General features: G+C 46.6%; 9 protein-coding genes and 1 pseudogene. 3 read left to right on the top strand and 7 right to left on the bottom strand.

Features of this window, described 5'->3' with window-relative positions:
* Positions 1 to 133: 133 nt before the first annotated feature.
* The gene (alaS, locus tag EXN75_RS13795; protein WP_134844240.1) at positions 134 to 2,797 is read right to left on the bottom strand and encodes an alanine--tRNA ligase; all 2,664 of its coding nucleotides are present in this window, start codon (positions 2,795 to 2,797) and stop codon (positions 134 to 136) included.
* A gap of 180 nt (positions 2,798 to 2,977) precedes the next feature.
* Between alaS and EXN75_RS13790 the strand changes: the two genes are divergently transcribed.
* Complete coding sequence (locus tag EXN75_RS13790) at positions 2,978 to 3,325, top strand: MerR family transcriptional regulator (protein ID WP_022110315.1); 348 nt, start codon at positions 2,978 to 2,980, stop codon at positions 3,323 to 3,325.
* 90 nt (positions 3,326 to 3,415) lie between these two features.
* Here the strand turns inward: EXN75_RS13790 and EXN75_RS13785 are convergent, their stop codons facing one another.
* From EXN75_RS13785 to EXN75_RS13760, 6 genes are all read right to left on the bottom strand, one after another.
* Positions 3,416 to 4,405: a pectinesterase family protein gene (locus tag EXN75_RS13785; RefSeq protein ID WP_022110314.1), complete on the bottom strand. Its 990-nt coding sequence runs from the start codon at positions 4,403 to 4,405 to the stop codon at positions 3,416 to 3,418.
* A 24-nt stretch (positions 4,406 to 4,429) separates the two neighbouring features.
* Entirely contained in the window at positions 4,430 to 6,718 is a 2,289-nt protein-coding gene (locus EXN75_RS13780) for a RelA/SpoT family protein (RefSeq protein ID WP_134844239.1), read from the bottom strand.
* A gap of 71 nt (positions 6,719 to 6,789) precedes the next feature.
* Positions 6,790 to 8,157, bottom strand: a complete 1,368-nt coding sequence (locus tag EXN75_RS13775) for a lytic transglycosylase domain-containing protein (RefSeq protein WP_134844238.1) — start codon at positions 8,155 to 8,157, stop codon at positions 6,790 to 6,792.
* A 133-nt stretch (positions 8,158 to 8,290) separates the two neighbouring features.
* On the bottom strand, positions 8,291 to 8,923 hold the full coding sequence (locus EXN75_RS13770; RefSeq protein ID WP_233524683.1) for a DUF5683 domain-containing protein: 633 nt from the start codon (positions 8,921 to 8,923) through the stop codon (positions 8,291 to 8,293).
* A gap of 67 nt (positions 8,924 to 8,990) precedes the next feature.
* Positions 8,991 to 9,908 (bottom strand): ParB/RepB/Spo0J family partition protein, encoded by a 918-nt coding sequence (locus tag EXN75_RS13765; protein WP_118117812.1) that lies wholly within the window; start codon positions 9,906 to 9,908, stop codon positions 8,991 to 8,993.
* A gap of 47 nt (positions 9,909 to 9,955) precedes the next feature.
* Positions 9,956 to 10,720, bottom strand: coding sequence for a ParA family protein (locus EXN75_RS13760; protein ID WP_022110309.1), 765 nt, complete (start codon positions 10,718 to 10,720; stop codon positions 9,956 to 9,958).
* A gap of 111 nt (positions 10,721 to 10,831) precedes the next feature.
* Here EXN75_RS13760 and surE point away from each other — a divergent pair, with 111 nt between their 5' ends.
* Complete coding sequence (gene surE / locus EXN75_RS13755) at positions 10,832 to 11,596, top strand: 5'/3'-nucleotidase SurE (RefSeq protein ID WP_134844237.1); 765 nt, start codon at positions 10,832 to 10,834, stop codon at positions 11,594 to 11,596.
* A 40-nt stretch (positions 11,597 to 11,636) separates the two neighbouring features.
* A pseudogene (gene lpxB / locus EXN75_RS13750) lies at positions 11,637 to 12,770 on the top strand (lipid-A-disaccharide synthase); the annotation flags it as partial.
* Positions 12,771 to 13,224 lie beyond the last annotated feature (454 nt).

Raw genomic sequence — 13,224 nt, 5'->3', positions numbered from 1 at the left:
ATTCTCATACATGTCAGCCAAGACTTTTAGTTTAAAGTCTAAACTGTAATTTGCACGTTCATTCTTTTTGCTTTCCATTTTACTTTTTTTAAGTTAAAATGGTGTACACTTTTTCTGTAGTAAGACAGACTTATTACAGCTGAGCCAACTCTACAACCTTATCTACTGCAGCGCTCAAGCCGTCCTTGTTTTTACCGCCAGCCTGGGCATAGTGAGGCTGACCGCCACCGCCACCCTGAATCAACTTGGCAGCTTCGCGAATCATCTTACCTGCGTTCAAACCGTGATCCTTAACCATATCATCGCTGAACATCACGCTGAGCATAGGCTTGTCGTTATAAACAGAACCTACTACGCAGATCATGTTCTCTGGCAATGCCTCACGAACCTTGAATACCAAATCTTTGGCAGCTGCTGGTTCCATAGGCAATACGGCAGTAACAACCTTCACACCATTGATTTCTCTTGCATTCTCTACAAGCTTATCCTTGGCACGCTCCACAGCCTGAGCCTGGAACTTCTCAACATCCTTCTTCAAGGCATCATGCTCGTCGATGTACTTTCTGATGACACCCTCAAGATCCTTGGCATTGTTGAACAAGCCCTTCAAGGCTACGATGGTATCCTGTAAGCTGTAGATAGCTTCCTCGCAAGCCTTGCCTGTCAAGGCCTCGATACGGCGGATGCCGGCTGCTACGCTGCTCTCAGAGATAATCTTGAAGAAACCGATCTTACCGGTGCTCTTGGCGTGAATACCACCACAGAACTCGGCTGATGGACCGAAGCGAACCACACGAACCTTGTCGCCATACTTCTCGCCGAAGAGGGCGATAGCGCCAAGCTCCTTAGCCTCCTCGATAGGAGTATCGCGGTGCTCATCCAATGGATAGTCTGCACGGATCATCTCGTTTACCATGTGTTCTACCTTGCGGAGCTCCTCATCAGTTACCTTCTGGAAATGAGAGAAGTCGAAACGCAAGGTGTCCTTATCTACATAAGAACCCTTCTGCTCTACGTGCTCGCCTAAAACCTGCTTCAGACAGTAGTCGAGCAAGTGGGTAGCTGTATGGTTGGCAGCACTTCCCTCGCGGCTCTCGATATCTACGCAAGCCATGAAATCAGCGTTTACATCCTTTGGCAACTCCTTTACGATGTGGATGCTCTGGTTGTTCTCGCGCTTGGTGTCGATGATCTGGATGGTCTCATTCTCGCTGACGAGCACACCTTTGTCGCCAACCTGTCCACCCATCTCACCATAGAATGGAGTGTTGTCGAGTACCAACTCATAGAAAGAGTTCTTCTTCTGAGTCACCTTGCGGTAGCGCAGGATGTGGCACTCATATTCTGTATAGTCGTATCCCACGAAGTTCTGGTCGCCTTCCTTCAAAACCTCCCAGTCGCCATTCTCTACGGCAGCAGCATTGCGGGCACGTTCCTTCTGCTTCTTCATCTCCTCATCGAAGCCTGCAGCATCAACGGTGTAACCATTCTCACGGCAGATCAACTCTGTCAGGTCGAGAGGGAAACCGTATGTATCGAAGAGACGGAATGCGCTTACGCCATCGAGCTGAGTCTCGCCATGAGCCTTGAGCTCGTCCATATCGCCATTGAGGAGGTTGATACCCTTCTCCAAGGTGCGGAGGAATGAATCCTCTTCCTCTTTCATCACGCGGGTGATGAGTTCCTGCTGAGCTGGCAACTCAGGGAAGGCTGCACCCATCTGCTCTACCAATACATTGACGAGCTTGTACATGAATGCCTGCTTCTGACCGAGGAATGTGTAAGCGTAACGTACAGCACGGCGCAAGATACGACGGATGACGTAACCTGCCTTGGCATTGCTTGGCAACTGGCCGTCGGCGATAGAGAAAGCTACGGCACGGAGATGGTCGGCGCAAACACGCATAGCGATGTCAATCTTTTCCTGCTCATCCTTGCCCTCACCATTTTCACCGGTAGGAGTAGTAAAGCCATACTTCTTGCCAGAGATTGTCTCAATTTCCTTGATGATTGGCTGGAAGATATCTGTATCATAGTTAGAGTGCTTGTCCTGCAACATACGAACCAGGCGCTCGAAGCCCATACCTGTATCGATAACGTGCATTGGGAGTGGTTCGAGAGAACCGTCAGCCTTGCGGTTGTACTGCATGAACACGATGTTCCAGATTTCGATGACCTGAGGGTTATCCTTGTTTACCAACTCACGGCCTGGCACCTGAGCCTTCTCTTCTGGAGTACGAGAATCCACATGAATCTCTGAGCAAGGACCGCAAGGACCTGTTTCGCCCATCTCCCAGAAGTTGTCGTGCTTGTTACCGTTGATGATGTGGTCGGCTGGCACGTGCTTAGCCCAGTAACCTGCAGCCTCGTTGTCGCGTTCCAGACCTTCCTCCTTGCTACCCTCGAATACGGTAACGTAGAGATCGGCAGGGTTGAGCTTCAAAACTTCAGTAAGATACTCCCATGCCAAATCAATGGCACCCTCCTTAAAGTAGTCGCCGAAGCTCCAGTTACCGAGCATCTCGAACATGGTGTGGTGGTAAGTATCGTGACCAACCTCTTCGAGGTCGTTGTGCTTACCGCTTACACGGAGACATTTCTGAGTATCAACACGACGTACATCCTTGCCTGGATCTTTTGTACCGAGGATGATGTCTTTCCACTGGTTCATACCAGCGTTTGTAAACATCAGCGTAGGGTCATCCTTGATAACCATAGGTGCTGATGGAACAATCTTGTGGCCTTTACCTTCGAAGAATTTCTTGAAGGATTCGCGCACTTCATTAGCTGTCATCATATCTATTTTATATTTATCTTTAATTTCAATTTCCTGTTTGGAAGAGGGGATGGCGACATCCTCTCTTTGAAATATTTTTGCCCTTTAGGGCATTTTCTCCCCAAAAACTTTGCAAAGATAAGAAGAATTGTTTAATTTTGCAACTAAATTAATTATTTTTGAAATTTAAGTGGGTAAAATATGGCATTAAATACAGATAAACCGGTGAAATTATACTACTCCATCAAAGAAGTAGCTGAAATGATAGGGGTGAATGAATCTACTCTGCGTTATTGGGAGAAGGAGTTTACCTTTATCAAACCGAAGGTTACTGCCAATAAGGTGCGTCAATATACGGAGAAGGATATTGAGCAGATTAAGGTGATTTATTCGCTGATCAAAGTGAAGGGATTTAAGATTGCTGCTGCCCGAAAATATCTCCAGCAAAACCGTTCCGGTGCTGATAAATCATCGGAAGTCTTGGATACTTTGATTAGCGTGAGAGATCAGTTGAAAGACTTGAAAAAGCAAATCGATATGTTAGTTTAGGACAAACAAAAAAGAAGCTATACTTCATAAGGGAGTGAAGTATAGCTTCTTTTGCAATGAAGTACTGCTTCAATGGAGGGTGAAGCTTTATTACCAGCAATCTTCTCCGAATGCATCAAGAAGCGTTACTTTGGCTGCTTCTTTCTTGGAGAGTTGCTTGCTCCATTTTACACGATTCTTGGTTGAGGCTCCTTCGCCTTTGTTGCCATATTCTGCATAACGGGCTGTTTCTTCATTCTTGGCATTATTCCAGTTGTGCCATCCTTCTGGACGGATATGTTTGCCCAGTTCACAATCCATGAAAATGGTGGCTGCAAATGGACGCCAAGGACGGCCTAAATATACTTTATCCACATCCTTGTCGGCTGTCAGTCTGCACTTGTAGAAGACATAGCCGTACTTCTGACCTGCTGGGGTAGAGGCTGCTGTGATATAGCTGTTTGCCTTGCTGTGGATTTCGCAATTCTGGAACCAGGCAATACTTGGACCGAAGATGAAATCAGTTGTTCCCTCGATATAGCAGTCGTAGAAAGCTACTCTTGTACCACCTACGCCAGTATAGACTGTATCCTGATTGCCCAATAAGCGGCAGTTTTGTACCAGGATATGGTCGCCTTCTGTATGCAGGGCTACTGCCTGTCCTAACTTGGCTGCATTATTCTCAATGGTGATATCCTTGAGCGTGATGTAGCTTCCCTGAACCTTGAGGGTATAGGTGCGGAAGGTGCCCATCGGTTTACCTTTTACGGCTGCTTCTGAATCCAGACCGCCTACTGGCATCTTGATGTTGGCATGGTCATCCCACGTAATGATGGTGTTGTCACGGTCTTCACCACAGATGGTGATGTTAGTGAGCCACGATGGGATGATGAGCTTTTCCTTATACACTCCTTTTTTTACATAGATGACCTTGGTATAGTCCATGAAGGCTCTGCAGACTTCGATGGCTTCGTCGATGGTGCGGAATTCACCTGTTCCATCTCGGGAAACTACCAGGGTATCCGGGTTGTCATACTTGTTGGCGGCAAGCACTGGCCATGCCGCCAAGAATAGCATCATTGCTAATAATACCTTTTTCATTGTTTACAGTAGATTTATATAGAATTATAATATTCTCTGCACATCCTGCAAGTCCTCGATATTCTTGAGCATATCGGTAATCTTCTTAACCTCATCTCTATCGTGGACACGAAGTTCGATGGTACCGTCGAAGATACCATTGTCGCTGCTGATGGTAAGCTTGTGGATATTGACACCCAACTGATCGCTGATAACCTTGCTTACATCAAGCAACATGCCCTTGCGGTCGATGCCCTGTATCTCGATGGTTGCATCAAAGAGCAGCTGCTTGTGCATGTCCCATTTGGCATCTACGATGCGGTTGCCATAGCTGGATTTCAACTTGGCTGCTACCTGGCAGGCACGCTTGTGTATCTCTATGCGGTTCTTGTTGTCGATGAATCCCATGATGTCATCTCCAGGGATGGCATGGCAACAGGTAGGGAAGATAAACTGGTTGATGTTTTCTTCTGTGATGATCAGCGGTTTCTTCTTATTGAAATCCTTACCCACAATGAAGAGTTCTTCCTTTTTCTCTGTGCCGATTTCCGGCTTCTTCTCCTTACTCTTACTGCCGAGGAATGGGATATAGTTGCGCCAGCTGCTGGATTGTTTTACCTTCTTGTTCTTACCCTGCAGTTCGTCGAGATCCTTTTCTCCTAAGATGATAGTGTGGTTGCCTAAAGCCAGGAAGAAGTTCTCATGTTTCTGGATGTTATGGAAGTCGCAAAGTTTATCTACGATAGACGTTGTTGTCTCCATCGCATTCTTCTGGAGCCACTCGCTGAGTACTTCCTCACCTTTCTTTTGTATTTCACGGTTGTCTCGTCTCAGAATGGCCTGTATCTTGCTCTTTGCCTTGGCTGTGCTGACAAAGTTGATCCATGCTGGTTGTACATGCTGGCTCTTACTGGTCAGGATTTCCACCTGGTCGCCACTTTGCAACTTATGGCTGAGCGGAACCAGTTTATGATTGACCTTAGCACCGATACAATGGCTTCCCAAGAAGGTATGGATCTGGAAAGCGAAGTCGAGTGCAGTACAGTCGGCTGGCATGGTCTTGATTTCTCCCTTAGGCGTGAAGACGAAGATTTCTGATGCAAAGAGGTTGAGTTTGATGGCGTCCAAGAAGTCCATGGCATCCGGTTGTGGGTCATCCAGAATTTCCTTGATGGTGCCGAGCCAGTCGTTCAGCTCGTTTTCATCCTCTGTATATTCGTTTTCACCCTCTTTGTATTTCCAGTGTGCGGCAAATCCCTGTTCTGCCACTTCGTCCATGCGGTCTGAGCGAATCTGTACTTCTATCCAGCGTCCCTGCTTACTCATCAGGGTGACGTGGAGCGCCTGATAGCCATTGGCTTTCGGATGGTTGAGCCAGTCGCGCAGACGGTCTGGATGACTCTTGTATATCTTGCTGATGGCTACATAGATATTGAAGCATTCGTTCACCTCGTTTGCCCTTACTTTAGGGGTAAAGATGATGCGGACTGCCAGAATATCGTAGATTTCGTCGAATGAGACATGCTTGTTCTGCATCTTGTTCCAGATGGAATAAGGGCTCTTTACACGGGCTTTGATCTTGTATTCTACGCCTAACTTATCGAGTTCTTCACGGATAGGGGCGGTAAACTGTGCAAAGAGATTGTCACGCTGTGCTTCTGTATCTGCAAGTTTATGCTCTATGTTGGCATATTCCTGCGGGTGGTCGTATTTGAAACTGAGATTCTCCAATTCCGTCTTGATCTTGTTCAGTCCCAGGCGGTTAGCTAATGGAGCATAGATGTAGAGCGTTTCTCCGGCAATCTTGTATTGTTTGTTTGCCGGTTGGGAAGCGAGGGTACGCATGTTGTGCAGACGGTCGCAGATCTTGATGAGGATGACACGGATATCATCGCTCATGGTGAGCAGGAGTTTCTTGAAGTTTTCTGCCTGCGCAGAAGCCTTATCTCCAAAGATACCACCGCTGATCTTGGTCAGTCCATCTACAATCTGTGCTATTTTAGCACCGAAGATATTGGTGATGTCTTCTACTGTATAGTCAGTATCTTCCACCACGTCATGGAGCAGGGCTGCACAGATACTGGTAGAGCCTAATCCCATTTCTGCGCAGGCGATTTGAGCCACGGCGATAGGGTGCATGATATATGGCTCACCAGAGAGTCGTCGTACTCCTTTGTGAGCTTGTCGTGCAAAGTTGAAAGCTTTCGTTACGATATCTACTTTCTTGCGGTGGCGTGAAGCCACGTATGTGTCTATCAAATGCTGGAAAGCATCATTGATGAGCTTGTTGTCAGCCTGCTCTCTTTCCAGTTCCTTCAAGTTCTGATCGTTCATGGTTTTACCCTCCTGCTGAAATTTTTAGTTGATGAATCAGTATGTGTTGTCTGTCGGCAAATCAAGGTGTTTTACTTCACCTTGATCTTCTTGCCGGCACGTATTGTGTTACCAGAAATACCATTCAGTTTGCGAAGTTTTTTCACGGTCGTGTGATTGCGTGCTGCTATTTCTGATAAGGTGTCGCCATTCTTGATGGTTACACTCTTGCTGCGAGTTGTCTTTTTCTTTTTTGATTTCTTGCTCTTTCTGCTGTAAGAGCTTCTGCTTCTTGAACTGTAAGAAGATCTGCTGCGGCTATAACTGTGGTTGCGGCCTACAGATGGTGTATCTTCCTTGACATCCACTACATCGCGCTTCAACAGCAGTTCGTCGGTCTTGAAGTTGTAGATTGAGTCTTCATTGTCGATGAATGCTCCCACGAGAGATTCTGGCAGACGTACGGTCATAGGCTTGTTGAGTCCGTTGACGATGTCGCGGCGGTATTCTGGGTTGAGGTTGCGCAGATGTTCGATATTGATATTCAATACCTGTGCAATCTGCTCTAAGTGAAGATCTCTGTTTACTACCACGGTGTCTGTCTTGGCTGGCAACTCTGTGACCATCGGACAGATATTATGCTCGCAGTAGTAGTTCATGATATAGTTGGCTGCGATGAATGCAGGTACATATCCACGGGTCTCCTTTGGGAGGTATGGATAGATGCTCCAGTAGTCAGCAGAACCCTTGGAACGGTGGATGGCCTGGTTTACCTTGCTTGGACCGCAGTTGTAGGCAGCGATTACCAATTCCCAGTCATCGAAGATCTTATAGAGATCACTCAGGTAGTGGGCTGCAGCATAAGATGCTTTCACCGGGTCGCGGCGTTCATCTACCAATGAGTTTACTTCCAGTCCGTAGCGCTTGCCTGTGCCCAGCATAAACTGCCAGAGACCTGTGGCACCTACTCTTGAAACAGCCTTCGGATTGAGCGCTGATTCAATGACTGGCAGATATTTCAATTCCAAAGGCAGGTTGTATGCCTCCAAAGCCTCCTCGAAGATAGGCATGTAGAAATTGCTGGCTCCCAACATAAAGCTGACAGAGCGGCGTAACTTGCCGCTATAGCGGTCGATGAATTTCTGTACCACCTCATTGTATGGCATCTCTATGATGGTAGGGAGTCTCTTCAGGCGGTCGATATATACCTCTTTAGGGTATGTTCGGTTTTCATCCTTGTAGTTGCATGCTGTATCCAGCATCATATATGTCTGAGCATTGTAGAGATGGAGCAGGCTGTCGAGATTGTCCTCCAAACCTGTAGGAATTTCGATTTCTTCTGCTTTTCCGTCTTTGTCTGTTACGGTGATCACATCATCGTTGTCACCGTTTTCGGTTTGCGCTTGCATCCCGGTAGAACAGCTAAGCAATATAGCTGCAAATATGATTACTTTCTTCATTCTGATATAATGGTCTATTTTGCTTTTTCGATTTTCTTATATATATAATAATGTATATAGTTTCTTCCCGTAATGTTTTTCCCTTTTTCGGAATGGGTATTTCCCTTTTCCTGAAGAGGCAGGACGGTTTTCTTTAGAATGTGAGAGAACATTGCAGGCCAAGCGTAGAAGAACGCAATGGGTTGCGGGTTCTCTGGTTGTTGTTGATTACCGTAGGCTCTACTCTGAGCGACAGGTCGTCTGAGATGTCAAATTCAGAGAGGGAAGCATCCACGTATGCATCAATGACGGAGAAGGCATATACGCCTATCATCACAAACATACTCATGTCTCTCCATCTGCGATAGCGGTCTTTGCGTTTGCGGAAGATTTCCTTATATCGCTCTATGTTGCTGGCATCTATTTGGGCTCCCAAGTGCAAGAACTGGTTGTAGCTCTGTGTGTTGGGGTCATCGTCCATGATGTCCAGATATGCCTGTGAGTAGTCATGATACATCTGGTTGTTCCAGCTCATGGCATAGGCACATCCCACGAAGCCACCGTAGATGATAGGCAGCTTCCAGTATTTCCTGTTGTAAATCTGTCCTGCACCTGGCAATACGAGAGCAAGCCACATGGCACGCTTGGTGTCTGGCCTCCAGGTGGCCCAGTTGCGCTTCTTTCTCAGCGCTTTAGGGGCGAGTGCTTTGCTCAGGGAGGCACTGTCGATGGTAATCGAATCCTCCAGGCTCAGGCTTTCTACGGCGAGTGAGTCCTTTTGTGCCATCGCCTGTGTTGTGCCCAGCCATAGCAGTGCCATGATGCAGATATGTGATAACTTGAAATTCACTTTTTTAATTTTTGTTTTGGTTTAATTGGTCGAAAACGCTCATGATGCGCTCCAATTCTTCCTCGTTGGCGAAAGGAATGCTGATTTTTCCCTTGCCCTTTGGTGAACAGGTGAACTGTACTTTGGTGTTGAGGAATTTAGAAAGACGGTCTTTCAGCATAGTAAACTCCTCTGGTACCTGTGACTTGGATGTGATCGTCTTCTTGCCACTCTCGATGTCCTCACCGTTTTTCAGGTGCTGCACCATTTCTTCTACCTTTCTAACTGAGTAACCGTTTTTCTGGATTTCCTTGAAGAGTTTGATTTGTAGCGACGGACTGTCAAGTGCAAGCAGTGCACGGCAGTGTCCCATGTCGATTTCCTTCTTCTGCAATGCCATCTGTACCTGGGCAGGCAGTTTCAGCAGGCGGAGGTAGTTGGCAATGGCTGCTCTACTCTTGCCCACGCGCTCGGAAATCTTCTCTTGTGTCATTCCCTCGTTTTCCAGGAGATGCTCATAGGCAAGGGCGATTTCGATGGCGTTGAGGTCCTGGCGCTGGATATTCTCCACCAAAGCCATTTCCATCACGTTCTCATCGCTGATGGTGCGGATGTAGGCAGGGATAGCCAGGAGACCAGCCAGTTGGGAAGCTCTCCATCGGCGCTCACCGGCGATAATCTGGAATCTGTTTTCCGATACCTGTCTCAGGGTGATGGGCTGTATGATACCGATAGCCTTGATGCTTTCAGCCAGTTCGTGCAAGGCTTCCTCGTCAAACTCGCGACGAGGCTGGTTGGGGTTCGCTTCTATCTGGTCGAGCGCTATCTCGTTGATGGTGCTGCTGCCCTGGGTGCGAACGCCTTCTGTTGATATTAATGCATCGAGTCCACGACCCAAGGCATTGCTTTTCGTTCCGTTATTGTATTTCTTATGTACTGCCATTATGTTGTTTTTAAGTGAAGAGTGAAGAATTCTCTTGTCTTTACTTGTTAACTATTCTTGTTGATGATCTCTTTTGCCAGTGCCAGATGGTTCTTGGCACCGTTTGACTCTGCATCGTAGAGGATGACAGGGAGACCGTGACTTGGACTTTCGCTCAACTTCACGTTGCGCTGGATGACACTCTTGAACACCAGTTCCTGGAAGTGTCGTTTTACCTCGTCATAGATCTGGTTGGCAAGGCGGAGACGGCTGTCATACATGGTGAGCAGGAATCCTTCGATTTCCAGTTTCGGATTCAGCTTACTCTTGATAATCTTGATGGTGTTGAGCAGTTTGCTGATACCTTCAAGAGCGAAATATTCGCACTGCACAGGGATGATGACGCTGTCGGCAGCGGTAAGCGAGTTGACAGTGATGAGTCCCAGTGAAGGAGAACAGTCGATGAGGATATAATCATAATCATCGCGGATAGGTTCCAGCAAGGTCTTGATTACTTTCTCACGGTTCTTAAGGTTGAGCATTTCTATTTCAGCACCCACCAGGTCGATATGGCTTGGGATAATGTCCAAACCGTCAATATCGGTGGTATATATCGCATCGCGGACATCGGCGTGGTCGATGATACATTCGTAGAGCGAGCAGTCCACCTCCTTGATATCGACACCCAAACCGCTGGAGGCGTTTGCCTGAGGGTCAGCGTCAACAACGAGGACTGTCTTCTCCAATGTGGCCAGCGATGCAGCCAGATTGATAGTAGTTGTAGTCTTTCCTACACCACCTTTTTGATTAGCTAATGCGATAATTTTTCCCATTTTCTATATGTTATAATAGTGAAAATCGATGCAAAGATACATATTTTATGCGAGAAATACGTTACTTTATAGTTTTTTTATTACTTTTGCACCCAAAAGAAAGGAAATTTTATGGAAAATAAGAAACCTTTAGTTTTAATTTCGAATGATGATGGCTATCATGCCAATGGTATCAAAACGCTCGTCGGCTTCCTCAAAGGCTGGTGCGACGTGCTGGTTGTGGCTCCTGAAAGTGCCCGGTCGGGATATGCCTGTGCCTTTTCTGCCACAGAACCATTGCGACTGAAACGCCGCAAGAATATGGGAGAGGATGTGGAAGTATGGTCATGCAGCGGTACGCCTGTTGACTGTGTGAAGTTGGCATTAGATCAATTGCTTCCTGGGCGTACTCCAGACTTGATTCTGAGTGGCATCAACCATGGTGATAATTCCAGTGTCAACAATCATTATTCCGGTACGATGGGTGTTGCCAAGGAGGGGTGCATGAAGCGTATTCCTTCTGTGGCCTTCAGTAGTTGCAATTACGATGAGAATGCCGATCTTGCTCCGTTGAAGGATGGGGCTGTCGCTATTGTGAAGAAAGTGCTTGCGGAAGGTTTGCCTATAGATACCTGTCTGAATGTGAATTTCCCTGCGAATCCGCCTTTCAAGGGCTTTAAGATGTGCCGCATGACCCGTGGTTCCTGGATTCATGAGGTGGAAAAGCGTCATCATCCGCGTGGCTACGATTACTATTGGATGGTGGGAGAATATCGCAATGATGAGCCGGAGGCTACTGATACCGACCAGTGGGCTCTGAATCATGGATATATCTCCATCACACCTACCAAGATAGATGTGACAGACTATGAATTATTGAATAGTTTCAAGATTTAAACCTTCACTCAAGGATTTTATAAACTTCTCACGCTAAGATATGAAGTATTATTTGATAGTAGGCGAGGCAAGTGGTGATTTGCATGCCAGCAGATTGATGCGCTCGTTGAAAAAAGTGGATGAATTGGCAGAGTTTCAGTTCTTCGGTGGTGACTTGATGGCTGCTGAAGGTGGAACCCGTGTCAAGCATTATAAGGAACTGGCATATATGGGTTTTGTACCGGTTCTCCTGCATCTGCGTACCATCTTTGCCAATATGAAAAAATGCAAGCAGGATATTGTGGAATGGAAACCTGATGTGGTGATTCTTGTAGATTATCCGGGTTTTAATCTGAATATTGCTAAGTTTCTGAAAAAGAACACTTTGATACCTGCTTACTATTATATATCTCCTAAGATATGGGCATGGAAGGAATGGCGTATCCGCAGTATCAAGAGGGATATAGCCGAACTCTTTTCCATCTTGCCTTTTGAGGTCGATTTCTTTGAGAAAAAACACAAGTATCCGATTCATTATGTAGGCAATCCTACGGCACAGGAGGTGAATGAGTTCAGAGCGGATTATCATCAGACATACGCTGAGTTCTGTGTTGAGAATAATCTGGACACAAGGAAGCCTATTATAGCTCTGTTGGCTGGTAGTCGTCTGCAGGAAATCAAGGATAATTTGCCAGCCATGATAGAGGTGGCGGAGCGTTTTGAGGATTATCAGATGGTCCTGGCTGGTGCTCCTTCTGTTGATGATGAATATTATCAGAAATTCATTGAGGGAACTCCTGTCAGGTTGGTCAAGAACAAGACTTATCCGCTTTTGGCTCAAAGTAAGGTGGCATTAGTGACCAGTGGTACTGCCACATTAGAGACGGCTCTTTTTGATGTTCCGCAGGTTGTCTGCTATGAGACACCGCTTCCAAAACTGATACGTTGGGCTTTCAATCATATCCTCAAGGTGAAGTATATCTCATTGGTCAATTTGGTGGCCAATAAGGAAATCGTGAAGGAGATGTTTGCCGACCGCTTTACGGTGGATGGTATTGCCGACCAGCTCTTCCAGATTCTTCCTGGAATGCCTGGCAGAGAAAAAATGTTAGCAGGTTATCAGGAGGTTCGTGAGAAATTGGGCAATCGCATAGCTCCAGATCAGGCTGCTACCATCATGTATGACCTGATCAAGAAGCATCGAGAGGAATTGATTCGTCTGGCAAAGGAAAGGGCTGAGGCTGAGGCTAAAGCGGCTGCTGAGGCTGCTGAGCGTGCAAGAATCAAGGCAGAACAGGAGGCTGAACGTGTAAGGATTAAAGCCCAAGAAGAAGCAGAGCGTGCACGTATAAAGGCAGAGGAACAATTGCGAATTGCTGAAGAACAAATGAGGAAAGCTCAGGAAATGAGTGAGGAAAATTCTCGTCAGAATCCTCCAGTCTCAGAATAGGTCTGACCAGTTTTTATCATATTTTATATCCTAACGGAAGTGGGGTAAGAGGTGTCTTTCAAAACATTCCCCTTACCCCACTTTTATTTTTCCCTGCCCAGGCAAGAATTTTTGCTTGCCCACGCAGAAAATCATCCCTGCCTATGCAGCTGTTTTTTCTTGCCTGGACGGGAAATGATTGATAGTGTAATATCTTTTT

Origin of the sequence: Segatella hominis (assembly GCF_004535825.1) — a bacterium.
Classification (GTDB): domain Bacteria; phylum Bacteroidota; class Bacteroidia; order Bacteroidales; family Bacteroidaceae; genus Prevotella; species Prevotella hominis.
Note: the sequence above shows the minus strand (reverse complement) of the source record. Positions and strands in the feature narration are given on the sequence as shown.

Bases quoted from the DNA above. Each gene is read 5' to 3' on its own strand.
- surE (WP_134844237.1), top strand. From the start codon at position 10,832: ATGGAAAATAAGAAACCTTTAGTTTTAATTTCGAATGATGATGGCTAT.
- EXN75_RS13785 (WP_022110314.1), bottom strand. From the start codon at position 4,405: ATGAAAAAGGTATTATTAGCAATGATGCTATTCTTGGCGGCATGGCCA.
- EXN75_RS13775 (WP_134844238.1), bottom strand. From the start codon at position 8,157: ATGAAGAAAGTAATCATATTTGCAGCTATATTGCTTAGCTGTTCTACC.
- EXN75_RS13770 (WP_233524683.1), bottom strand. From the start codon at position 8,923: ATGGCACAAAAGGACTCACTCGCCGTAGAAAGCCTGAGCCTGGAGGAT.
- EXN75_RS13790 (WP_022110315.1), top strand. From the start codon at position 2,978: ATGGCATTAAATACAGATAAACCGGTGAAATTATACTACTCCATCAAA.
- alaS (WP_134844240.1), bottom strand. From the start codon at position 2,797: ATGATGACAGCTAATGAAGTGCGCGAATCCTTCAAGAAATTCTTCGAA.
- EXN75_RS13780 (WP_134844239.1), bottom strand. From the start codon at position 6,718: ATGAACGATCAGAACTTGAAGGAACTGGAAAGAGAGCAGGCTGACAAC.
- EXN75_RS13765 (WP_118117812.1), bottom strand. From the start codon at position 9,908: ATGGCAGTACATAAGAAATACAATAACGGAACGAAAAGCAATGCCTTG.
- EXN75_RS13760 (WP_022110309.1), bottom strand. From the start codon at position 10,720: ATGGGAAAAATTATCGCATTAGCTAATCAAAAAGGTGGTGTAGGAAAG.